Annotated in this window: 18 protein-coding genes and 3 pseudogenes; 9 read left to right on the top strand and 12 right to left on the bottom strand. The window is 30.9% G+C overall.

The genetic code is table 11. The features are described from left to right. Position 1 precedes the first annotated feature (1 nt). The 10 genes and pseudogenes from argB to FBF10_RS08105 form a co-directional block, all read right to left on the bottom strand. Positions 2–847 (bottom strand): acetylglutamate kinase, encoded by an 846-nt coding sequence (argB, locus tag FBF10_RS08175; RefSeq protein WP_002859393.1) that lies wholly within the window; start codon positions 845–847, stop codon positions 2–4. A 3-nt stretch (positions 848–850) separates the two neighbouring features. Then, the gene (locus FBF10_RS08170; protein WP_002857401.1) at positions 851–1,297 is read right to left on the bottom strand and encodes an N-acetyltransferase; all 447 of its coding nucleotides are present in this window, start codon (positions 1,295–1,297) and stop codon (positions 851–853) included. 9 nt (positions 1,298–1,306) lie between these two features. Continuing rightward, positions 1,307–2,335, bottom strand: a complete 1,029-nt coding sequence (gene argC / locus FBF10_RS08165) for an N-acetyl-gamma-glutamyl-phosphate reductase (protein WP_002859392.1) — start codon at positions 2,333–2,335, stop codon at positions 1,307–1,309. Between the two features lie 80 nt (positions 2,336–2,415). Continuing rightward, positions 2,416–5,807 (bottom strand): annotated as a pseudogene (locus FBF10_RS08645) (S6 family peptidase). A 41-nt stretch (positions 5,808–5,848) separates the two neighbouring features. Then, positions 5,849–6,940 carry a DNA adenine methylase gene (locus tag FBF10_RS08130; protein WP_002857221.1) on the bottom strand — a complete coding sequence of 364 codons (1,092 nt, stop codon included), beginning with the start codon at positions 6,938–6,940 and terminating at the stop codon, positions 5,849–5,851. A gap of 38 nt (positions 6,941–6,978) precedes the next feature. Next, positions 6,979–7,497: a translation initiation factor IF-3 gene (gene infC, locus FBF10_RS08125; protein WP_002851726.1), complete on the bottom strand. Its 519-nt coding sequence runs from the start codon at positions 7,495–7,497 to the stop codon at positions 6,979–6,981. Continuing rightward, a complete protein-coding gene (thrS, locus tag FBF10_RS08120) occupies positions 7,494–9,302 on the bottom strand; it encodes a threonine--tRNA ligase (protein ID WP_004308183.1) in 1,809 nt (602 codons plus the stop codon). Before thrS ends, infC begins: the two co-directional genes overlap by 4 nt. A 130-nt stretch (positions 9,303–9,432) precedes the next feature. After that, positions 9,433–10,236, bottom strand: a complete 804-nt coding sequence (locus FBF10_RS08115; protein ID WP_004308179.1) for an undecaprenyl-diphosphate phosphatase — start codon at positions 10,234–10,236, stop codon at positions 9,433–9,435. Positions 10,237–10,309: 73 nt separating this feature from the next. After that, complete coding sequence (locus tag FBF10_RS08110; protein ID WP_002860631.1) at positions 10,310–12,307, bottom strand: oligopeptide transporter, OPT family; 1,998 nt, start codon at positions 12,305–12,307, stop codon at positions 10,310–10,312. 183 nt (positions 12,308–12,490) lie between these two features. After that, positions 12,491–13,836: pseudogene (locus FBF10_RS08105) on the bottom strand (SLC13 family permease). 243 nt (positions 13,837–14,079) lie between these two features. On the opposite strand from FBF10_RS08105, the gene FBF10_RS08100 reads away from it, so the two are divergent. The 7 genes and pseudogenes from FBF10_RS08100 to purF all read left to right on the top strand — a co-directional run bounded on the left by FBF10_RS08100 (position 14,080) and on the right by purF (position 19,997). Further along, positions 14,080–14,403, top strand: a complete 324-nt coding sequence (locus FBF10_RS08100) for a DUF4878 domain-containing protein (RefSeq protein ID WP_002854421.1) — start codon at positions 14,080–14,082, stop codon at positions 14,401–14,403. 1 nt (position 14,404) lies between these two features. Next, positions 14,405–14,978 (top strand): annotated as a pseudogene (locus FBF10_RS08095) (YiiX/YebB-like N1pC/P60 family cysteine hydrolase). A gap of 98 nt (positions 14,979–15,076) precedes the next feature. After that, positions 15,077–15,424, top strand: coding sequence for a hypothetical protein (locus tag FBF10_RS08090; RefSeq protein WP_002854337.1), 348 nt, complete (start codon positions 15,077–15,079; stop codon positions 15,422–15,424). A 134-nt stretch (positions 15,425–15,558) separates the two neighbouring features. Beyond that, the gene (locus tag FBF10_RS08085; protein ID WP_004308172.1) at positions 15,559–16,686 is read left to right on the top strand and encodes a hypothetical protein; all 1,128 of its coding nucleotides are present in this window, start codon (positions 15,559–15,561) and stop codon (positions 16,684–16,686) included. Beyond that, positions 16,686–17,867, top strand: a complete 1,182-nt coding sequence (locus FBF10_RS08080) for an AAA family ATPase (protein WP_004308170.1) — start codon at positions 16,686–16,688, stop codon at positions 17,865–17,867. Before FBF10_RS08085 ends, FBF10_RS08080 begins: the two co-directional genes overlap by 1 nt. 62 nt (positions 17,868–17,929) lie before the next feature. Further along, positions 17,930–18,658, top strand: a complete 729-nt coding sequence (gene dapB / locus FBF10_RS08075; protein ID WP_002851754.1) for a 4-hydroxy-tetrahydrodipicolinate reductase — start codon at positions 17,930–17,932, stop codon at positions 18,656–18,658. A gap of 1 nt (position 18,659) precedes the next feature. After that, a complete protein-coding gene (gene purF, locus FBF10_RS08070; protein ID WP_002851896.1) occupies positions 18,660–19,997 on the top strand; it encodes an amidophosphoribosyltransferase in 1,338 nt (445 codons plus the stop codon). Between the two features lie 2 nt (positions 19,998–19,999). On the opposite strand, the gene fliI is transcribed toward purF, so the two are convergent. After that, positions 20,000–21,385 (bottom strand): flagellar protein export ATPase FliI, encoded by a 1,386-nt coding sequence (gene fliI, locus FBF10_RS08065; RefSeq protein WP_020246839.1) that lies wholly within the window; start codon positions 21,383–21,385, stop codon positions 20,000–20,002. Further along, positions 21,385–21,957 carry a GTP cyclohydrolase I FolE gene (gene folE, locus FBF10_RS08060; protein ID WP_002851990.1) on the bottom strand — a complete coding sequence of 191 codons (573 nt, stop codon included), beginning with the start codon at positions 21,955–21,957 and terminating at the stop codon, positions 21,385–21,387. Before folE ends, fliI begins: the two co-directional genes overlap by 1 nt. Positions 21,958–22,100: 143 nt before the next feature. On the opposite strand from folE, the gene tig reads away from it, so the two are divergent. Then, positions 22,101–23,435 (top strand): trigger factor, encoded by a 1,335-nt coding sequence (gene tig, locus FBF10_RS08055; RefSeq protein WP_165433909.1) that lies wholly within the window; start codon positions 22,101–22,103, stop codon positions 23,433–23,435. Then, positions 23,435–24,019 carry an ATP-dependent Clp endopeptidase proteolytic subunit ClpP gene (clpP, locus tag FBF10_RS08050; protein ID WP_002869062.1) on the top strand — a complete coding sequence of 195 codons (585 nt, stop codon included), beginning with the start codon at positions 23,435–23,437 and terminating at the stop codon, positions 24,017–24,019. The genes tig and clpP overlap by 1 nt, the downstream gene beginning before the upstream one ends. Positions 24,020–24,033 lie beyond the last annotated feature (14 nt).

Below are 24,033 nucleotides of genomic sequence, written 5' to 3'. Positions count from 1 at the left end.
TTTAACCCACCAAAGTGCCTATACCTTCATCGGTAAAAAACTCAAGCAACAAAGAATGTTTCACACGCCCATCTAAAATATGTACCTTTTTGACTCCATTTTCACAAGCATCAATGCAAGATTTTAATTTTACATGCATACCACCTTCTATTTTAGGAGCTAAAATTTTAGCCTGTTCAAGGCTGATTTTAGAAATTAAAGAATTTTTATCATTAAAATCCTCATAAAGCCCTGCAGTATCAGTTAAAAAAGCAAGTTTTTCAGCCCTTAAAGCCTTAGCGATCGCACAAGCTGCGTCATCAGCGTTGATATTATAAGTATTAAAATTCTCATCCATGCCAATAGGAGCAATGATAGGTAAAAAATCTTTTTCCAAAAGCTCTTCTAAAATTTTCGAATTTACCTTTTGTATCGTGCCAACAAAAGCTAAATTTTCATCTTTTTTCACACATTCTAAAAGCGCGCCATCTTTACCACAAAGCCCTATGGCTTTAACTCCTAAATTTTGCAAACTATGGACTAAATTTTTATTGATATGATTTAAAACCATACTGGCTACTTCAGTAGTGGCTTTATCACTAACCCTAAGACCGTTTTTAAACTCACTCTTTACGCCTAATTTTTCACACATAGCAGAAATATCTTTTCCCCCACCATGTACGATGATAGGCTTTAAACCCACAAGTTTTAAAAGAGCTATATCTTGCATCACGCAATGCTTTAGCTCTTCATTTTCCATAGCTGATCCGCCGTATTTTATAAGTATAATCTTGGAATTAAATTTGCGTATATAAGGCAAAGCTTCGATTAAGACATTGGCTTTTTCTAAATATTTTTGCATGATCATTCCTTAAGCATTAAAGCTAGTTTGATTATACTCATTTAAAGAAAGATCGTAATAATTCGCATCCTCTCTTAAAGTAAAACCATAATGTTTCCAAAACTCATTGCCTAAATCATTGTTTTTAAAAGCGATTAAGGCGATTTTATTGATCTTTTGAGCTTTTAAGGCCTCAAGACAAAATTTTGTCATCTCGTGTGCTATACCCTTTTTTCTATGATCTTTATGCACACATACATGATAAAATCCCCCTGTGCGTCCATCATGCCCGCAAAGTATGCTTCCTACAATTTCTTCACCAAGCACTGCTACAACACTAAGATCTGGGTTTCTATCTAAAAAATTTTCTATATTTTCTTTGCTATCATCAATGCTTCTTATCCCAAAGCCTTTTATCTCGCACCAAAGCTTATAAACGGCTTCATAATCGCTTTTTTGCATAGCTCGTATTAACATTTTTATCCTTTACAAATTTGCAAAGAATTTAAGTCCTTCATCTTCATCAAAATCAAACATTAAATTCATATTTTGAACAGCTTGTCCTGCTGCACCTTTGATTAAATTATCAATAGCACCAAGCACAATAACACGCTTTGTGCGTTGATCTACACTAAAATTTATATCCGCAAAATTGCTTGATTTAACCCACCGAGTCTGCGGAAACGACTGCGGCGGTAAAAGCCTTATGAATTTATTGTTTTGATAGTATTTTGTATAAATATCGCGTATATCTTGTTCTTGCAAGTCCTCTTTTAAATTTGCATAAGCACTGATTAAAATTCCTCTTTGCATAGGCACAAGATGAGGGGTAAATTGTAGAGTGATTTTCTCTTTGGCCGCATAGCTTAAATGCTCTTCAATTTCGGGAGTATGGCGGTGCGAAGCCAAACCATAAGCTTTGATATTTTCATTAACTTCGCAAAAAAGATTTTCCATCTTTGCACTTCTTCCTGCTCCGCTTACTCCACTTTTTGCATCAATGATAACTGAGTTAAAATCGATGATTTTTTCTTTAAAAAGCGGATAAAGACTTAAGATAGAACAAGTGGTATAGCAACCTGGATTTGCCACCAAACTTGCTTTTTTTATTTCTTCTTTATAAAGCTCACAAAGTCCATAAACTGCATTTTGCAAAAGCTCTTGATTAGGATGAGTGAATTTATACCAAAGCTCATAATCTTTAGGATTTTTAAGACGAAAATCCGCACTTAAATCAATGATTTTCATCTTTTTTAACAAATTCTCATTTAAAAGCTTAGCACTAAATTCATGCGGAGTAGCCAAAAACAAAAGATCAAGTTCAAGTTCATCTAAATTTTTGTTTTCAAAACATAAATTTAAAGGGGTATTAGGATAAAGATCTTGATAATTTTGCCCCACGCTAGAACTCGAACCTAAATAAGAAATTTCAACTTTGGGATGATTAAGCAAAATGCGTACAAGCTCATTGCCCGCATAACCACTCGCTCCTAAAATCCCAACTTTTATTTTCATCTTTATCCTTTAAATGTAAAAGCAAGTATTATAAACAAAAAAGCTTAAAATAAAAATACAATTTTTAAATTATTTTTTATTTAAAAACTATATCTTAAATTAGCATTTGCACTCCAATCTACATTTAAATCGCCAAAAAATGTCTTTTCAAATTCAAAACTAAAGCGTGTTTTATCGTTAAGCTTATAATCATTTCCTAAATTTATAAACATTCTTTGATCTTTTTTCCTTCATATCTTCTCTGACTTGCTTGATCCTCCAAGATTTGATCTCCTGCTTTAATCGGATCCGCATACAAACCAAGTCCTGTTCTAAAATTTAAATTTTAATTTTGACTTCCTATGAAAAATGCTGTTTTTACGACTAAAGGAATATAAGAAAATCGTTTTAAACCAGCAATATCTCCTTTAGATCCATAGCTCCTACATAACCACTGATAAATTCCAAACTCGGCTCAAGATAAAATTTATCATAAGCTTTTCTATAACCTAACTCAGCACTTAAGATAATATTATGCGAACCATCATTATCATCTAATCTACCTTGATTTCCTGGAATAAAATTTGCATTTATTTCATTTTGATAATAAATATATCTAAAACAAAATCACTATAAAAACCTTACTCCACTGTAAAGCTCGAAATTCGAATACTCGTTTAATTTATCATGTCCGCTTTAAATTTCAAAGTATTTTCCACTATTATACTCATCACTCGTACCCCATCCAAAAGTTCTTAACCATACACCACTTTCATAAGGATTATTGCGTAATTCCCCCATTCTTTTATGCATATCCACTCCTATCATGGAGCCTAAAATAGCTTGAGCAAGTATAGATTTAGTTTTTGCAATAGCTTGAGTATTATCATTAGTAAAAAAATATTCATCTTTAATCTTAGAATCAATTTTTTCTAAATTCCACTCTGGGCAAAATTTTCTTCATTATAAGAAAAAACAACATTTGGAGTATATGTACTAAAACCTTGCTCCACATTTGGTATAGTAAAAAATTCCTTTGTTAAATGTTTATTTTCATCTTTTAAATGAGCTAGCAAGATATTTAAACCCGCTTTTTACTAGGATTATTAAGAAAAATTAATACTAAAGTATTATTTACTCCTTGTGTGCTTTCCTTAGAATTAATATAATCTGCTTTAGAATTTTCAAAATCCACATTGATTTTAAATATTGTATTATTTGCACTTAATTTTTTTTGCATCAACTTTCCTATAAATAGCACTTTTTTCTACTTGAAGATTGCTCATTTGTATATGAGACTCAAGCAAAGAATCTTTAATCGCAAGATTTTTTTGCGTATCATTGATACCTTTGATATTACCACTAAAAAATGTGTTTTGCAAAGTAACATCAGAATGATCAAGATTTAAATTTACACTAAAATAAACCTTTTCTATCTTAGCATTTTGGGTATTTTAAAGCTTTTGCTCAAAAGCCATTTCTTTGCCAACTCCTGTTTATACAACATCTCCATAAGAATAATCATCAGTCTTATCAATAATATTTTCCCCATCTTTTTCATCGATCCACAAATTTTTACTTCCAAGCTCTATTTTGGAATTTTTAGCATTAAGGTTTTCTACTTTTAAGCTTACATTACGCCCTAAATAAAACTCGCTTTGATCTAAATTAAGCTCTTTTAAAACAAAAACCCTATCTTCCCAATCTTCTTGTGCAAAACTTACAGGTTTGGTTAAAGCGCTTAAACCTTGCTCTTGAAGTTTTTTAGCTTGTTTTTCGCTCACATAAGCGTGTATGTAGGATGTCCTTGAAAATTTAACTTGGCATTTTCTGCCTTAAAAACACCTTCTTTATTGTAAATATTGCCATGATAAAGATAATTTTGCTTGTTTTCTAAATTTAAATTTGCCCCTGTTTAGAGCTTGTGATAAAAACATTATTAGAGTTAGCTTTAATTTGATCAAATTTTAATGTTAAGCCCGATAGATCCAAAGTTCCACCATTCATATAAATTTCGCCAAAACTTAAACCTTCACCCTCAAGACTTACCTTGGTCCTCACCCATTCTAAGTCCTGTATCCACACTTTGACTTTTGACAACAAGCTCTCCTTCACCCATTTTATAAAGAAAATCATCTTTTTTGGTTTTAACATTATATTTTACCTTGAACCCTTATCAGCATAAATTCCGCCATGTATAAGCCATTTATCGCCTGTTATTTGCCAATTTGAATTTTTATCAAATTTAAAACACTAGCGCCTAAATCCACATCGCTATTTAAATTTATACTTCCATTTTGAGAAAAATACAAATCCTTGCTATTTTGCATTTCTTCAATTCTCTTATCACAATTATTTTTATCATCAAAAGAATTTTTATAGCTTACATAACCCACATTAGTCTTAGAAATCAAACTTACATTTTCTATTTTTTTACCATCTTTCACCAAACCATCGCTACTAAGTGTATAAGTTCCAGATCCTATGGCTACTTTATGAGCATTTTAAAATTCATTGATCTTTACTTGATTGATCAAAGCATAATCAACCTGTAAACAAGTATATCCATAGTAAAATGGACATTACAATTACTCGTACTTACCACACCCACTAAATACCATTTTTATCCATCTTATCATAAACATAAACTCCACTTCCAGAATCCCAGGATATTGAAGAACTTGTAAAAGAATTTCTTTTATCATTGGTATAATTAAGAAATTGCAACTTAAAACGCTTATCTTCAGTATTTTTAGGAGTTAAACTGACAAAACCTCCTAAATTGATTTCATTAGAATCAAAAATCTTAATGGGTGCTTTATTTGTATCTTCAAAACCTAAAGCTACAATACCACTTCCCTCTCTTACAAAGTACTCATAACGCGAACTATCAAAAAGCTTGCCTTTACCTTTTGAATAATCACATTTTCCACTTTGACAACTATCCCAAAATGGATCCTTGTATTCATAAATATCTCCACCATCGCCAGAATTTTTTTCAATAAGATTTAAATCTTTACTCAAATTTGCACTTTTATTGAGACTAATCTTACTCATTTTTAAAACAGCAAAATCCACATTTTCTTTTTTATAAGGAAAATTATCACTTGAGCTTACGATTCTATTTGCTACCCCTCCAAAGTGTAAAACACTACCTTGTTTCACATAGCCTTTATTTACTTCCCAGTATTTAAACTTGTACTCATATGAGAAGCGCTGACTATATAAGATTGTCCTATATTGGTAAATTCTCCTTGGAATTTTCCTCCACGATTTGAAGTAGAAAAATCAATCATAGGCACATTAAAAGAGATATTTTGACTAGGATTTTTTGCTAAAATTTAAAAGCCAATTTGACCTACTTGAAATTTGCCTTTATTACTGGCAAAATCAAGATATTCTTGAAAATAACTTTGGATCAATAGCTGAAGCAAAAAAGATAGTTAGAAAAACCAAATGCCATTAATGCACAAAAAGATAATTTTAGTTTCATAAATCCCTCCTCATTTTTAAGTGCAATTTTAGCACGAAAAACTAATTTTTAACTAAAATATAAAGTTGCTCATGAAGATGGATGTTGCGATTTTTAAGATTGCGAGAAGCTCTAAAAGTATTATATTTTTGCTCTAAAATCCGGCATTTTCCAAGAGTGCTTAAGCGCTTTAAAAAAATTTCTTTTTTTACAAAACCTTCACAATTATAAGAAAGTAAAATCACTCTTGCTTTTAAATCATTAATAAGTTCAAATAAAGCATCTTGGGCAAATTTTGACTTATTAAAAGTACTGCGGTTCCAATCCTTTGGAATGCCACTGATTTTAGAAATTTCTTCAGGTTTTTTATAATTTGCAATTAAATTTAGCATAAAATAATTAGAACTATAAGGGTGCTGATTATAAGGGGGGTCAAGATACACTACATCAAAAAAATCAAGTTCTTTTGCAAGCATGTTTGCATCCTTTTGCATCACTTCAAATTCACAAGAAAAATTTGAAAAAATAGGCATTTTAAGCTCTATTTCTCCTTTAATGCGTTTAAGTGCATTTTGTCCTTCGCCACCAAATTTTCCGATGCCATCCTTACCCTTATAAAAACCTTTAAAAACTCCGCTAGTATTTGAATGAACACTGGCTTCATAAATCAAAGGAGCTATAAAGAAATGCCTCAATTCTTTTGGAATTTCATTTTCGATTTTTTGCCTTATAGTATCAAGATATAAAGCATTTTTAAAAGTATAAAAAACCCTTTCATTTTTTTTAATATCATCATCATCTTTTGGAGCATAAAGCTCACTGATAAAACCTTTTTGAAAATCTAAATTTTGGATTAAATTTTTATAATACTTTTTTATATTTTGAAGTAAATCTTTGTCTTTATTAGCAAGATAACACTCATTGATGAGTTTTGAATAATCTTCTAAATCATTGGCTAAAATATAATTTGAGTGTGCTTTTGCAAAACGACTTACAACACCTGAGCCACTAAATATATCACAAAAACTAAATTTATCTTTACCAAGTTCTTTTTTAGCTACCTTAAAGCCATTATTTAAAAAACTTAAAAGTGCTCTTTTATTTCCAAGATAAGTTATAATTTGCTCTTTTAAAAAAGAAGGATTTTCTTTCAAAATTTAAAACCTTTAAAAGCCTTATCCACAAAAGTGGATTAAGCTTTTTTTGGAGTTACAAGCATATTTACATAACGACCTTCAAAATTTGGCTCTTTGTCACGATTAGCTTCATTTTCTATCATAGTCCAAATTTTTTCAAGCAAAGCTACACCTGCTTCAGGAGTTGCCATTTCGCGTCCTTTTAAGAACACACGAAATCTCACATGCTTACCTTGTTCTAAAAATTCTAAAGCATGTTTTACCTTGTAATTAATATCATTTTGAGCAATTTTTACAGAAAGTTTGATTTCTTTTATATCAATCACTTTTTGTTTTTTCTTTGCTTCTTTTTGTTTTTTCTCTTGTTGATAACGGAATTTACCATAGTCCATGATCTTGCAAACAGGTGGCTTAGCATCTGCAGCTATCATTACAAGATCAAGTCCTAAACGATTTGCAATTTCTAAAGCTTCATCACTACTGATAATACCATAAACTTTGCCATCATCGCCAACACATCTGATTTCATCCGCTCTTATTTCTTCATTGAGCAATACTTCTTTTTCTTTACTCAAAAGTGTACCTCACTCATTTTCTCCTTAACTAATTTAATAAATTCGTCCAAGCTAAGATTTTTTTGTTCTTTAGCTCTTCTATCTCTTAAAGCAACGCTACGCTTTGCCACCTCATCATCGCCTAAAACTAAAATCATAGGTAATTTTTGCTTTTCAGCGATACGAATTTTTTTACTTAAGCTCTCATTTTTTTCATACACCTCGCTATCGATATTAAGCTCTAATAATTCTTTTTGAATTTCTTTTGCGTAAGCAATATGTGCTTCGCCTATTGGCACTATACCCACCGCAGTTGGTGCGATAAAAAATGGAAACTCACCCGCACAATGCTCGGTTAAAATTCCTATAAATCTTTCAAAAGAACCTAAAATCGCACGATGCAACATTACAGGTTGTTTTTTTTCATTATCACTATCAGTGTATTCAAGTTTAAAACGACTTGGCAGGTTAAAATCTACTTGTATAGTTCCACATTGCCACTTTCTTTTTAAAGCATCAGTGATTTTAATATCAATCTTTGGCCCATAAAAAGCCCCGCCACCTTCATCGATGCCGTATTTTAAACCTTGTTCATCTAAAGCTTCTTTTAAAGCCTTAGTCGCCACTTCCCAAATTTCATCACCACCTATGGCTTTTTCAGGTTTAGTTGAAATTTCCATTTCATAGCTAAAATCAAATAATTTCATCAAATTATCCACAAAAGCTAAAATTTCTAAAACCTGCTCTTTAATCTGACTTGGCATACAAAAAATATGTGCATCATCTTGAGTGAATTCTCTCACTCTAAAAAGTCCGTGCAAAACCCCACTTTTTTCATGACGATGCACTACGCCGTATTCAAAAAATTTCAAAGGCAAATCACGATAGCTTCTTACATCACTTTGATAAATTTTAATATGCCCCACACAGTTCATAGGCTTAATGCCATATTCTTGTTCATCAATTTGTGTAAAATACATATTTTCTTTATAGTTTGCATAATGCCCACTGATTTTCCATGCATCTGCTTTTAAAAGCTCAGGCCCACGCACAGGCTCATAACCACGCAAACGATGAATTTTATAAAGCATATGTTCAAGTTTAGATCTAAGTCTTGCACCATTACTTAACCAGATAGGAAGGCCTCCTCCGATCTCATCATCAAAAGTAAAAAGTTTAAGCTCTGTTCCAAGCTTTCTATGATCGCGTTTTTTAGCTTCTTCAATAATGGTTAAATACTCTTTTAAACTTTCCTTATCTGCAAAAGCAGTCCCATAAATTCGAGTAAGCATTTCTCTTTTTTCATCGCCACCCAAATACGCTCCTGCAACACGAGTGAGTTTAAAAAAGCGTAAAAATTTCGTATTTGGCACATGAGGACCACGACACAAATCTTCAAATTCACCTTGTTTATAAATACTTACAGCTCCATCAGGAATACGCAATAAAACTTCTTGTTTTAAATCATCATTTTGAAATTTAGCCAAAGCTTCGTTTTTTGTGATTTCATATTTTGAAATTTCAATCTTTGCTTCAGCAAGTTCTTTCATCTTTTTTTCAATTTTTACTAAATCTTCTTCGCCAATCTTACTTTCTACACGAAAATCATAATAAAATCCATCTTCTATAACAGGACCAACGAAAAATTTAGCCTCAGGATACAAGCTCTTAATCGCCTGTGCCATCAAATGCGCACAAGAATGACGGATTACTTCTAAACTTTCTTTAGAATTATCAAAATAAATTTCTTTTAAATTTGTATTTTTCACACTTTGAGAGTCAATTATCGTCTCATTGTCCAAATACGCAATAACTTCTTTTTCCATATTTTTAACCCTTTGTCGCTCACTTACCCTGTGAGTGTTTATAAAGTTCTAATTTTAACTTTCTAAGACTTAATTATTTTTGAAATTCAGCTTATTTTTAAAAAAATCTTAGAATAAATTTAATATTTATTTATAGCTTAAATTCACTTCCAGCATTTAAAATCCCACTATAATACAAATAAAAGAAAACAAATCCTAAAATAATACGATAAATTCCAAAAGGGATAAAGTCGAATTTAGAAATAAATTTTAAGAAAAATTTTATAACTAAAACTGCAACAATAAAAGCAGTGATAAAACCTATGCCTAAAGGAATTAAAGAATTTGCATTGCTAAGAAGCTCAGGCTCTTTATAAATGCTATAAGCTGTAGCGATAATCGTCGTTGGAATGGCAAGCAAAAAACTAAACTCAGCCGCAACTTTTCTATTAAATCCTAGCAAAAGTCCACCAATAATACTTGCTCCACTTCTTGAAGTACCAGGAATCATGGCTAAAGATTGAAAAATACCTATGCAAAAAGCTTGTTTAAAACTTATTTCTTCTAAAGAATTGATACGATATTGTTTATTTTTATGTGCAAGTTCTATAAGAATAAACACAACACCGCCAAAAATGAGCATTCCAACCACAACCCAACCATTAAATAAAGCATTTAAGTATTTTGCCACAAAAAGCCCTATAACTCCGGTAGGAAAAAATCCAACTGCAAGTTTTAACCAAATATCAAGCCCTTGAAACAATTTACGCCAAAATACAAAAATGACCGCCAAAATAGAACCAAGCTGGATGATAATCAAAAAGCTTTTCCAAAACTCATCTATATCGATACCTAAAATAGTCGTACCTAAAATCATATGTCCTGTTGAAGAAATAGGTAAAAACTCAGTCAGACCTTCTATAATTCCAAGTATTAAAGCATATAAATTTTCCATTTTAATCCTTGAATGATAATTGCAAAAGAAAAATTATATCAGAATGGATTAAATGGGGTTTTAACCCCAAAAATTAAGCATCTTTTTTAACAATACGCTTAATGAAATATAATACAACTCCCACAAAAAAGATAAGTGCGAAAAGCTCGCTATCATGAAAATTTGCTAAATTTAAAGCTAAAGGATTTTCACTACCACCCATACTTACTGAAAATACAGTAATTCCTGCGATAATTACCCCAAAAATACTTTCACCCACTATAAGTCCTGAAGCAAAAAGCGTGCCTCTTTGCTCACAACTTGCAAGTTTTTCTTCTTTATGAGAATTTTTTGCATATTTTTTAGTCAAGTGTTGCATTACAATATATTTTAAAATTCCGCCTATAACTAAAGGTATATTTACAGCAGGGGGAAGGTAAATACCTATTCCAACGGCTAAAGGCGGCAAAGACATTTTCTGTGTTCTTCTTAAAATTTTATCTATAATAATCATTAAAATTCCTACAAATACACCAAAAGCCATATAACCCCACTCTATATTGTGATGAAAAATTCCTTGGGCGATAGTACTCATTAAATTTGCTTGCGGTGCTGCTAAAGCTGATGAAGCATCCATACCTTCTCTTGGCATTGCTCCGACAAAACCATAGGCTTGATAAAGCAAATTTAAAACAGGAACTATAGCCAAAGCACCAAAAACACAGCCTACAAGTAAAGCAACTTGTTGTTTCCAAGGAGTAGCTCCGACTAAATGTCCTGTCTTTAAATCTTGTAAATTATCATTCGAAATAGCAGCTGTAGCTAAAATAACACTAGTAGTAAAAATAGCTAATGCTACTGCAAATTTAGAAAGCATAGGATCTTGAAAAAGTTCCACACCTAAAACCAAAAAAACAATAGAAGAAATAATAACACCAATAAGTCCGATTCCAGAAATAGGACTAGAAGAAGATCCTACAAGTCCTGCCATATATCCGCAAGCTGCTGCAACAAAAAAACCTATTAAAACAGAAACTAAAGTTCCAACAAATGAAAATAGCATTTGATAATAAATACTTAAGTTAGCATCTTCAACAAAACTATAAAAAGTAATAAATAAACCCACAACCATTAAAACAAAAAGTATAAAAATACTTTTTAAAGAAAGGTCTATATTTGTTCTTTCATTTTTTTCTTGATTAGTAATTTTAACATTTTTAACAATTTCTTTAATACCTTCAATAACGGGTTTTAAAAGTTCTATTAAAGTCCAAAGCGCTGCTATAGCAATAGCTCCTGTTCCTATAAGCCTTACTTTAGAACTCCATACACTAGAAGCTAAATCTACGGCATTTTTTGCACTATCGAATTCAAAATTTGAAAGATAGGGAGTAAAAATACCCCAAGCTAAAAACATACCTACAAAAAGAGCTATAGCACCTGCTAAACCAACTAAATAACCTGCCCCTAAAAGTGCCAAAGAATATCCCATAGAAAAACCAAAAGCCATTTTATTCCAAATAAAAGCAAAATTACTCTCACTTGCAGCGAGTTTAAAACCATTGCTTAACAAACTAAAAATAGCAGCTATAAAAGAGCCTAATGCTATTTCTTTAATGCCTTGTTTTCCTTTTTTACTACTCTGATCTTTATTGGCTACTTTTAAAATTTCAGCTGCAGCTCTACCTTCAGGATAAGCAAGCTTGCTTTCAACCACCATAGTCCTTCTTAATGGTATAGTAAAAAGCACTCCAAGTCCGCCACCACAAAGACATATCATAAAAGTTTGCCAAAGTGGAAATTCACTCCAATACCCACACATAAAAAGCCCTGGGATAACAAAAATAACTGATGATAAAGTTCCTGCTGCTGAAGCTTGAGTTTGAACCATATTATTTTCTAAAATATTTGAAGTCTTAAAAAGACTCAAAACCGCCATGGAGATGACCACAGCTGGAATTGATGATGAAAAAGTAAGTCCCACTTTTAACCCTAAATATACATTTGAAGCTGTAAAAATAATAGTTAAAATACTTCCCAAAACCAAACCCCTTAAGGTAAGTTCTGGTAAATTTTGTTTTTTGTACATCATTTCTCCGTTTTAAAATTTTACTTTCAACTTAAAAAATATTCTTATAAGTTTAAATTTATAATTTTTCTCTAAAGCAAAATAAAATAATACAAAAAAACGCTTATATTTTTATAAATTTTTGACTCAAAAATATCATAAAACAATGAGCTAATCATTGAAAAATCAAAAGTTCTTTTATTTTAATTATATTATCCCAGCTACCTCAGCAAAAATCAAGCAAATAATACTTATACCCCATATATAAAAAAAGCTTCTTTTGATATGATCTCTAATATTAACCTCTGCTAAACCACAACCTAGCAAAGTTGCAGGCACAACAGGAGAAATAAATGTCGCACAATTTCTTGCTATCACCATGATAATAGCTATAGTCAAAGGTTCAGCACCAAAAGCCTTAGTTACACTCAAAACTATAGGCATCACTCCATAAAAATAAGAATCCGTACAAAAAATAATTGCCATTGGAACAGCCAATATCCCTACCATTAAAGGAATATAAGCACCTAAATAATCTGGAACGAAATTTAAAATCAAAACACCCATTTTCTCCATAATACCACTTTTATCAAATACGCCTATTAATATCCCAGCACCAATTAAAGTAATATACATAAGCATTGCACCAGCACTTGCACGATCTAAAACTTTTTTAGCTATTTTTAAATTAGGATAATTAAGCGGTAAAATTATTACAAGCCCTATCATAAAGCAAATATAACTAGGAATAATACCGCTAATTAAAAGCCCAATAACCCCAATAGCTACAAGTAAATTTAACCAAAACCATTTTTCATTATGGTGTTCGCTTTTTTCTATATTTAATTTTATTCCCGACAAGTTACCTGCGCCTGCGCCTCTTTTTATTTCTATCTTAGCAATCCAAATTGCCAAAAGAAGGGATAATACCAAACCTACAATCTGAATAGGTATAATATGGTGCCAAAGCAAATTTGCATCCATTCCTATATTAGTAGCCGCTCTTAAAGTAGGACCACCCCAAGGAATAACATTCATAACCCCCATAGCCGAAGTAATAATCAATAACATTGAAGTCTTTCTTATACCTAAACGCTCATAAATAGGTAATAATGCAGGTATTACAATAAGAAAAGTAGAAGCACCTGAACCATCTAAATGCACAGCAGCAGCAATAAAAACAGTAAGAATGCAAACTTGATATACATTAGCTTTCATTTTTGATAAAAATGCATTTAAAATTTTAGTAAAAAACCACTTGCATTTAAAACACTAAAAAAGAGTATAGAAAAAACAAACAAAGCTGCCGTATCCGTTACACTTTTGACTCCATCTTTAATAAAAGCGACCAATGTTTTAATATCAAAAACACCTCCTTTAACCCCTAAAGCTACACCCACGCCAAAACCAAGCCGTTCAAGAATAAGTAAAATACAAGCTACACTAATACTTACACTTATAAAAGCTAATGCTGGAGTAGTATAATCTTTTAGCAAAAGCCAAACTATCAATCCTAACGAGAAAAAACCCAATAAAGCTAAAAAAATTTCCATATCCTATCCTTTTGTATCATTTTTATTCGATAATAAAATAGGATATTTTAAGTCCAACTTATATGTGTTTAAATTTATAGCTTTTTGAAAAAAATATATTTTCTAATGTAACCATTATAAACAAGAATAAAAAAATAATTTTGAATTATTTTGCTATAATTATGAATATTTTAATTTATACTATCAAAAGAAAAAAATGAAATTTTTTAAACTTTCTTTCTTGGCTTTAGTTGCCTTTTTTTAGTGGCTTGCGGTTCTTCAAATCCTGAAGATTTAGCTAAAAATTTTACAAAAGATCTTTACAGTGGTAATACTAAATCTGTTATGAGTTACATTGATCTTAGCGAAGCTAAAAGCGATGAAGAAAAAACATTTGTTAGTGATAAAATCACTCAAGTTGTTGCTGAAAATGCAGCCAAAGCAAAAAGAATGGGTGGTGTTAAAAATATTCAAATTGAAGAAAAAACAATCAATAAAGATTCTGCTAAAATCAGAGTTTTAGTGTTATTTAACAATGATAATAATCAAAGCAGCAATGTTTTTCTTGCTAAAAAAGATAGAAAATAGCTTGTTTTACTTAAATAAAATTTTATATTTTTTCTTAATTTTATTTTTATTGATTGGAATTTTGGGTTTCTTTATAAATTCCAATCCTTCAAATCAAATCATCAAAAAACCCTATCTACCTTTTCTTGAAATAGGTGATCTTGTCTTTCGTGCAGGAATAGGAAGTGAAAGTTTTTTAATAGAAAATTTAAGTCAAAGCCCTTATTCTCATATCGCTATGGTAGTTAAAACTTCTCCAACTATACTCATACATGCTACAACAGATGATGACAAAAATGCTAAAGACCAAGTTATCTTAAGCTCTATGGATGATTTTTTAAAACTGAGTCATAAAATTGCTATTAAAAGATTAAAATTTGATGAAAAAACCAAACAAAAAATAGTTGCTAAAGCTTTGGAACATTTAGGCAGAAAATTTATCATAAGTACAGATAAAGATGCTTTTTACTGCACTACTTTTTTTAGAACAATCTATTAACTCCATTACCCCATTTCATCTTCAATATACTCTAATCAAAGCTCCTTTTAATGAAGGTTTATATCTTTTTCCACAAGCTTTTTTTGAAAATAATTAAAGCGTATTAATTTTATGAAAGTCAAAAATTTTTAATTTCACATTCACTTCACTTAAAAATTTTATAATGTCATCACTTTACATTAAGGAGAAATAATTATGAAAAAAAGTATTTTATTCACATCAGCACTTTTAGCTAGCTCAATGCTTTTTGCAGATAGTCTAAAACTTGAAGGTACTATTGCACAAATTTATGATAACAATAAAACCTTGCTTATTGACTCTATTTATGGCGGACAAATGGCTATAAAAGTTCTACCAAATACCGAAATAGAAATGGATGATTGTGGTATTTTTGGAACAGATAAAGATGGAACTTTTAAAGATTTACAGGTTGGAAATTTTTTAGAAAGTAAAATTTCTTATGGAATACCTGCTACACCAAATACTCAGGCTATTCCAGTAGCTAGAAAAATTGAAATTCAATGTTATAAAAAAGCTTATTAATATAAATCCCTTAACAAGGGATTTATAAAAATCATTCTTCGGCAAACTACTTCATTACTCTTAAATAAAAATTTAAACTCTTTTTTAACAAGCAATTTATAAAATAACACTTATATTTTCATCTAAGGCAAATAATGAAAAAATGGATTTTTATTGTTTTTTGTTTTATATTAGGTTTTATTATTCATATATTTTATATAGGATACACTAACGAACTTTTATTTAATAAATTTATTAAAAACAGCAATCCTGATTATACAATTACAGATATTTACTTCAAAAAAGGTTTTTTAACTTCTAAGGGAAGTTTTACTTTAAATCACTCTCATACACAGCTTTCAACCAAAATCAACCTTAAATTTAATAATTATTTTTTGTTAAATAAAATCATAAAAGGAAATTTTACAAATCCTTTTGATTTTTTAGATAAAGTGTTAAAAAACAATAAATTAGGAACTTTTACTCTCAAATTACACGATAACAACTCTAAAATATTTCTAAATATTAAAGATATAAATTTAAGCAATGAAGGTGGAGATACCATCATAAACGGCGGATATATTGAAGCTTTAATGAATAAAAATTTAGAAATTAAAAACATTAAAATACATTTTGATATGATTAATTTTTCTCAATTTTATACTAAATTTGTGTTGCAAAATTTAAATTACGAACAATTTTTTAACAATCCTGTACAATTTTATGAATTAAATTTATTTAGCAAAAGCCAACAACAAATCAACTTTGATTATCTTGTGTTAGATAACAATAAAATCAATTCTTTTTATAGCAAAAATCTAGTAAATTTTAATGAAGAAAATTCAACAATAAACTTAAACATACAAGGAAAATCCAATGAAATTGATATTGATCTTAAATCTTTATTGGGTCAGAATTTAAATTTTGACAAAACAAAATTTAATATAACCATAAATAAATTTCTTAACTCAAATTTCAATATCTCTCATTTTATTCAAAAAAATCTTGATCTAGAAATACAAAATTTAATTCTTGAAAAAAATAAACAAAATATCAGTCTACAAGGCAATTTAAATATTAACAACTCTTATCAAGCAAAATTACAAGTTATCAGTTCAGATGAGCCTGATGAAATTTTTCCTTGGACAAAAGATTATGGAGGTTTAAATCAATATTTTTTAAAAGAAAATAATAACTTTTTTCTAAATTTATCTTATGATAGCTTAGCCAATCCTCAACTAAAAATTAATGGTAGTGAATTTTCAAATATGGATTTAAATTAATGAGCCTAGCTTTGACCTTTCGCCCTGAAAATTTTGATGATATTTTAGGACAATATGAGCTTATAGAAATTTTCAAAAAATTTACTGCTTTACAAAAACTTCCTCATAGTATTTTTTTTGGAACGGCAGGTTCTGGAAAAACAACTTTTGCTAGAGTTGTAGCCAAAGAATTTGGCTTAGATTTTTATGAATTTGATGGAGGAAATTTTAAACTCGAAGAACTAAGAAAAATTTTAGATAATTATAAAAATAGTCTTTATAAGCCTTTAATTTTTATTGATGAAATTCACCGCCTTAGCAAAACCCAACAAGAAATGCTTTTAATTCCTATGGAAAATTACCGTTTAATTTTAATCGGCGCAAGCACTGAAAATCCCTATTTTGTTCTAAGTTCTGGTATAAGAAGTCGTTCCATGCTTTTTGAATTTAAATCTTTAGGGGTAAAGGAACTTGAAACTTTACTCTTGCGTGTACAAGAAAAAATGAAATTTAGTATTGATAAAGAAGCTAAAGATTTTCTACTGAAAAGTGCTGATGCAAGAGCTATGCTAAATTTGCTTGAATTTGTCTTGGTTTTAAATGAAAAACATATCAGTCTTGAAAATCTTAAAAAACTTCGCAACACCATAAATAGTGAAGGTGTTAGCTCAAAAGATACACATTATATTTTAGCAAGTGCAATGATAAAAAGTTTACGCGGAAGTGACGTTGATGCAGCTATTTATTATCTTGCAAGACTTATTAATGCAGGAGAAAGTGCGGATTTTATCGCTAGGCGTTTGGTGATTTTTTCAAGTGAAGATGTCGGAAATGCCGATCCAAATGCTTTAAATTTAGCAGTTTCGACTCTAGATGCTGTTAAAAATATAGGTTATCCTGAAGCAAGAATTATCCTAGCCCAATGCGTAGTTTATTTAGCAAGCACAATCAAATCCAATGCAAGCTACAAAGCTATCAATGAAGCTTTAAACTATGTAAAAAATAATGAAGCTTTAGAAATACCTAATTATCTTAACAACAATCATCAAGAAAAACAAAACTATCTTTATCCACATGATTTTGGTGGCTGGGTAGAGCAAAAATATCTTAGTAAAAATTTAAAATTTTATCATAGCAAGGGCTTAGGAGAAGAAGCAAAATTGTTAGATAATTTATATAAATTAAAAAACCATAAAGCTTAATTTTATTATTTAAAATTTACAAAATAAATGCTAAAATCAATATTTTATTTTCAAGGAAAAAGATGATTAAAATAGGAATTTATGGCGCTAAAGGACGAATGGGAAAACAGATTGAAGAATGTTTAAAAAGCGAAACACAAGCACGAATTTCGATACTTTATGATAAGGGTGGAAATTTAGGAGAGCTTTTTGAAAAAAGCGATGTGATTATTGATTTTTCTTCCCCAAGTGGAACTCATGAGCTTTTAAATTATGCAAGAACTATGCCTAAACCTTTGGTAATAGGTACAACAGGGCTTGATGAGAAAATTTTACATTTGATGCAAAGTGCTAGTGAAGTGATGCCGATTTTTTATGCGACCAATATGTCTTTAGGTGTTGCGGTTTTAAACTATCTTGCTAGTAAAGCCAGTCAAATGCTAAGAAATTTTGATATAGAAATTTTAGAAATGCATCATCGCCATAAAAAAGATGCCCCAAGTGGTACAGCTATGACTTTAGCTCAAAGTGTAGCAAAAGCTAGAAATTTAGAACTTGAAAAAGTAAGAGTAAGTGGAAGAGATGGCATTATAGGTGAAAGAAGTAAAGATGAGATTGCCGTGATGAGTTTAAGGGGTGGCGATATAGTAGGACGCCATACGGTAGGTTTTTACGAAGATGGTGAGTTTTTAGAACTTAATCATACCGCTACTTCAAGGGCGACTTTTGCTAAAGGTGCGATTAAAATCGCTATTTGGCTTAGCAAGCAAGAAGCAAAAATGTATTCAATCAATGATTTTTTAGGAATTTAAAATGTGTGCAGTTGTAGGAGTTATTAATTCAAAAAATGCTAGCACTTATGCGTATTATGCGCTTTTTGCTATGCAACACCGTGGGCAAGAAGCAAGTGGCATTAGTGTGAGTAATGGTAAAAATATTAAGACTATTAAAGCTAAAGGTGAAGTGAGTCAAATTTTTAATCCTGATAATCTAAAAACTTTAGAAGGTGAAATCGCTATAGGGCATAATCGCTATTCTACAGCAGGAAATTCAAGTTTAAATGACGCTCAGCCCATAGCAGCTACTTCGGTTTTAGGTGATATTGCTTTAGCGCATAATGGAAATTTAGTCAATAAAGAAGAGGTAAGATCAAGACTTATTCAAGATGGGGCTATTTTTCAAACCAATATGGATACAGAAAATGTTGTCCATCTTATCGCAAGAAGTAAGCAAGAAAGTCTAAAAGATAGATTTATTGAGAGTTTAAAAGAATGTATAGGAGCTTATTGTTTTGTTTTAGCAAGCAAAGATAAACTTTATGTTGTAAGAGATCCTCATGGGGTGCGTCCTTTGTCTTTAGGGCGTTTAAAAGATGGAGGCTATATAGTTGCTAGTGAAACTTGTGCTTTTGATCTTATAGAGGCTGAATTTATTCGTGATGTTAAACCAGGGGAAATGCTTATTTTTACTCAGGGAAATGATAAATTTGAAAGCATAGAACTTTTTTCTCAAACTCCTAGAATTTGCGCTTTTGAATACATTTATTTTGCTAGACCTGATAGTATAGTAGAAGGTAAAAGCGTGTATGAAGTGCGTAAAAAAATGGGCGAAGCTTTAGCTAAAAAATTTGCTTATAAAGCAGACTTTGTCGTGCCTGTGCCAGATAGTGGAGTAAGTGCAGCTATAGGTTTTGCGCAATATTTACAAATCCCTCTTGAAATGGCAATAGTAAGAAATCATTATGTAGGAAGAACTTTTATAGAGCCAACTCAAGAGCTTAGAAATTTAAAAGTAAAATTAAAACTTAATCCTATGCGTAAAGTTTTAGAAGGCAAAGAAATCGTAGTCATTGATGATAGCTTGGTGCGTGGCACTACTTCTAAAAAAATAATTTCTTTGCTTCGTGCTGCAGGAGCGAGCAAAATCCATCTTGCCATAGCTTGTCCTGAGATCAAATTTCCTGATACTTATGGCATAGATACTCCAACTTTTGAAGAACTTATCAGTGCAAATAAAAATGCTGAAGAAGTGCGTGAATATGTAGAAGCTGATACGCTAAGTTTTTTAAGCATAGAAGAGCTGACTCAAAGCATAGGCGATGAAAGGAAATATTCTTTAATCAGTTTTGATGGAGATTATTTTATTAAATAATTTTATTTTAAATTAGGATTAGGCAAAGTTGCACTTGCACTTCCTACATTTATATTTTGAGTTGGTGGCAAAGGAGTATTTGGTGTATCAATTTGACTTAAAAGCTCTAAAGTTTGATTAAATTCGAAGCTTTCTTCAGGATTTTGTCCTAAGAATTTTTGCATAAATTCTTTTTTAGAAATAGCTTCATCAAGTTCTTTATCACTTCCTTTCTGATAAGCACCGATGCGAAGCAATACTTCATTTTCTTTTAAAAGCGAGTTTAAACGCTTAAATTTTCTTGCCCAAAGTTTATGTTCAGGACTTATAATATCGCTCATTACCCTTGAAGCAGAGTTTTGTATATTAATAGGAGGATAAATTCCAAAGTCTGTTAATTCACGGCTTAAAACAATGTGTCCATCTAAGATAGAACGACTTTGATCGGCGATTGGATCGCTCATATCATCACCATCCACTAAAACGGTAAAAAAGGCTGTTATAGTGCCTTTACCTTCTTCTTTACCGGTTCTTTCCATGAGTTGAGGCAAAAGACTTAAAACACTTGGCGGATAACCTTTGGTTGTAGGAGGCTCCCCAAGAGCTAGTCCTATTTCTCTTTGCGCCATAGCAAAACGCGTTACACTATCCATGATAAAAAGTACATCTTTGCCCTGTTCTTTAAAGTATTCTGCCACACTCATTGCGCAAAAAGCACCGTATTTACGCATCAAAGCACTATCATCACTTGTAGCAACAATAATCACTGTATCATCGAGCTTTCCGCCTAAATTTTTTTGTATAAATTCAGGAATTTCACGCCCCCTTTCTCCTATGAGAGCCACTACTTTTATAGGAGCTTTGGAATTTTTAACTATCATTCCCATAAGAGTGGATTTTCCTACCCCACTTCCTGCAAAAATACCAAGTTTTTGTCCTACACCACAAGTTAAAAGCGCGTCTATGGTTTTAACACCCACGGGAAAAACTTCTTCTATAAGCCCTCTTTTCATGGCATCAATAGGTGCACGCATTATAGGCATATATTTGGTTACTTCTATAGCTCCTTTACCATCTTTTGGGCACATAAAAGGATCTACTACTCTGCCTAAAAGTTCATCGCTAACGCCTATTTGCATACCTGCATCACTTATGAAAGCACGATCGCCTATTTTAAAACCTTCTATAAAAGAAAATGGGCTTAAATAGCTAAATTGTTCTTTGATTTCTACGACCATAGCTAGAGTGTTTAAATTTTCATTTTCATTGGAAACTAGCTTCACTATATCTCCAACCCCTGTTTTAAGCCCACGAATTTCTATACTCGTAGCAGAAATTTTTGTAATCTCTCCAAAGATAGCACTTAAATTTTCTTTACCAAGTTTGGAGCGTAGTTTTTCAAGATTCATTAAAATCTTACCTGTTTAGCAGAGTTTATGAGAGAAAAAAATTCCTCTCTGGTTTTTTCATTTTTCAAGAAAATTCCACGCAAAGCTGAAGTTGTAGTGGTGGAATTAGCTTTTTGCACTCCACGCATTTCAACACACATATGTCTTGCTTCTATGACTACACCTACGCCTTTTGCATCAACATTTTCCATTAAAGCTTGTGCGATTTGTTCAGTAAGTTGTTCTTGAATTTGAAGTCTTCTTGCAAACACTTCTACAAGGCGTGGAATTTTGCTTAAACCTACTACTTTTTTATTAGGGATATAGGCTACATGAGCACGCCCAAAAAAAGGCAAAAGATGATGTTCGCAAAGACTGTAAAATTCTATATCACGCACTAAAACCATTTCATTATTAGAACTTTCAAATAAAGCGTCATTTAAAATTTCTTTGACATTTTGCGTATAACCACTAGTAAGAAATTCATAAGCTTTAAAAACACGATTTGGCGTTTTAATAAGCCCTTCACGATTTGGATTTTCTCCTATAATTTCAAGCATGGTTTTAACACAATCTTCAAATTTTTTTTGCAAATTTTTCTCCAAAAATATTTTTTATATTTTAATAATAATGTAATATTGCAATTTTATCATAAATTACTTTAAAATTTTATGCAAGTAATAAGGAAAAATTTGCTATCATTGAAGGCAAATTTTATTTTATAAGGAAAAAAACTATGGAAGTAAAGGCAAAGCAACTAGATTCTGTTAATGCGACTGCTAGTGTAAAAATTCCTTCAGGAATGATCAAAAGTGAAGTAGAAAATTTAGCAAAAAAAGCTTCTAAAAGTGTAAAAATGGATGGGTTTAGACCAGGAAAAGTTCCTGTAAGTGCCGTACTTAAAAGATATGAAAGAGAGCTCACTCAAGATGCAGAACAAAATCTTTTTAAATCCGCTGTAAATAGCGCTTTACAAGAACTTAAAAAAGAAAATAAAGAGCTTGTAGGTGAGCCATATTTTGAAAAATTTGATCGTAAAGATGGAGAAATTATTGCTGAATTAATACTTTCTTTTAAACCTGAAATCAAACTTGAGGGTTATGAAAAACTCATCCCTGAATATCAAACTCCAAAAGTAAGTAAAAAAGAAATTGATGAGAAAAAAGATGAACTTTTAAAGCGTTTTGCTACTCCTGAAGCTATAAAAACAAAAAGAGCTTTAAAAGAAGGTGATTTTGCAAAATTTGATTTTGAAGGTTTTGTAGATGATAAAGCTTTTGAAGGTGGTAAAGCTGAAAATTATGTTTTAGAAATTGGTTCTAAGCAATTTATTCCAGGTTTTGAAGATGGTATGGTGGGAATGAAAATAGGTGAAGAAAAAGATATCAAAGTAACTTTCCCTAAAGAATACGGCGCAGCGCATTTAGCGGGTAAAGATGCAGTATTTAAAGTAAAACTACATGAAATTCAAGAGCTTAAAATTCCAGAACTTGATGATGAAATGCTTAAAAAACTTTTACCAGGAGAAGAAAAAGCTAGTGTTGAAGTTTTAGATGAAAAATTAAAAGAGCAAATCAAAAATGAAAAACTTTTCAAACTTGTAAATGATGAATTAAAAGGCAAATTTGCAGATGCTTTGATTGAAAAATATAATTTTGATTTACCTAAAGGCATAGTAGAACAAGAAACTGATATGCAGATGCGTGCAGCTTTTAATACTTTTAGCGAAAAAGAAATTGAAGAGCTTAAAGTAAGTAAAGAAAAATATCAAGAAAAACATGATTCTTTTAAAGAAGAAGCACAAAAAAGTGTAAAACTTACTTTTATCATTGATGAGCTTGCAAAATTGCGTAAGATTGAAGTAAATGATCAAGAATTGATTCAAGCGATTTATTTTGAAGCATATCGCTATGGTATGAATCCAAAAGAGCATTTAGAAAACTATAAAAAACAAGGAGCTTTGCCTGCTGTGAAAATGGCTTTAATTGAAGAAAAACTTTTTAATGATATTTTTATACCAAAAACAGAAAAATCGGAAAAAGTGAGCAAAAAAGAGAAAGAAGATAAATAATGTTTATTCCTTATGTTATTGAAAAATCTAGTCGTGGTGAAAGAAGTTATGACATTTATTCACGCCTTTTAAAAGATAGAATTATTATGCTAAGTGGTGAAATTCATGATGAACTTGCCGCTTCTATCGTAGCACAACTTCTTTTTTTAGAAGCTGAAGATCCTACAAAAGATATTTATCTTTATATCAATTCTCCAGGTGGTGTAATTACAAGTGGTTTTAGTATTTATGATACTATGAACTATATCAAACCTGATGTTTGTACGATTTGTATAGGACAAGCTGCTTCTATGGGAGCATTTTTGCTTAGTTGTGGCGCAGAAGGAAAACGTTTTGCTTTGCCTAATTCACGTATTATGATTCATCAACCTTTAGGTGGAGCTAGAGGTCAAGCCACAGATATTGAAATTCAAGCCAAAGAAATTTTAAGACTCAAAACTATACTTAATGATATTTTGGCAAAAAATACTAAGCAAAAAGTTGCAAAAATAGCAAAAGATACAGAAAGAGATTTTTTCATGTCAACACAAGAAGCTAAAGAATATGGGCTGATTGATAAGGTTTTGGAAAAAAGTTTTAAATGATTTCTTTGGAGATC

Source organism: Campylobacter sp. CFSAN093249, from assembly GCF_011067895.1.
GTDB lineage: Bacteria > Campylobacterota > Campylobacteria > Campylobacterales > Campylobacteraceae > Campylobacter_D > Campylobacter_D jejuni.
The sequence above is the reverse complement of the archived record's forward strand: the minus strand, read 5'-3'. Positions and strand labels throughout refer to the sequence as shown.

What these genes read in the sequence shown, in the direction of transcription:
- thrS (WP_004308183.1), bottom strand. Translation starts at nt 9,302, where the DNA reads ATGGAAAAAGAAGTTATTGCGTATTTGGACAATGAGACGATAATTGAC.
- tig (WP_165433909.1), top strand. Translation starts at nt 22,101, where the DNA reads ATGGAAGTAAAGGCAAAGCAACTAGATTCTGTTAATGCGACTGCTAGT.
- purF (WP_002851896.1), top strand. Translation starts at nt 18,660, where the DNA reads ATGTGTGCAGTTGTAGGAGTTATTAATTCAAAAAATGCTAGCACTTAT.
- argC (WP_002859392.1), bottom strand. Translation starts at nt 2,335, where the DNA reads ATGAAAATAAAAGTTGGGATTTTAGGAGCGAGTGGTTATGCGGGCAAT.
- FBF10_RS08170 (WP_002857401.1), bottom strand. Translation starts at nt 1,297, where the DNA reads ATGTTAATACGAGCTATGCAAAAAAGCGATTATGAAGCCGTTTATAAG.
- argB (WP_002859393.1), bottom strand. Translation starts at nt 847, where the DNA reads ATGATCATGCAAAAATATTTAGAAAAAGCCAATGTCTTAATCGAAGCT.
- fliI (WP_020246839.1), bottom strand. Translation starts at nt 21,385, where the DNA reads ATGAATCTTGAAAAACTACGCTCCAAACTTGGTAAAGAAAATTTAAGT.
- FBF10_RS08110 (WP_002860631.1), bottom strand. Translation starts at nt 12,307, where the DNA reads ATGATGTACAAAAAACAAAATTTACCAGAACTTACCTTAAGGGGTTTG.
- FBF10_RS08080 (WP_004308170.1), top strand. Translation starts at nt 16,686, where the DNA reads ATGAGCCTAGCTTTGACCTTTCGCCCTGAAAATTTTGATGATATTTTA.
- FBF10_RS08085 (WP_004308172.1), top strand. Translation starts at nt 15,559, where the DNA reads ATGAAAAAATGGATTTTTATTGTTTTTTGTTTTATATTAGGTTTTATT.
- FBF10_RS08090 (WP_002854337.1), top strand. Translation starts at nt 15,077, where the DNA reads ATGAAAAAAAGTATTTTATTCACATCAGCACTTTTAGCTAGCTCAATG.
- FBF10_RS08115 (WP_004308179.1), bottom strand. Translation starts at nt 10,236, where the DNA reads ATGGAAAATTTATATGCTTTAATACTTGGAATTATAGAAGGTCTGACT.
- dapB (WP_002851754.1), top strand. Translation starts at nt 17,930, where the DNA reads ATGATTAAAATAGGAATTTATGGCGCTAAAGGACGAATGGGAAAACAG.
- clpP (WP_002869062.1), top strand. Translation starts at nt 23,435, where the DNA reads ATGTTTATTCCTTATGTTATTGAAAAATCTAGTCGTGGTGAAAGAAGT.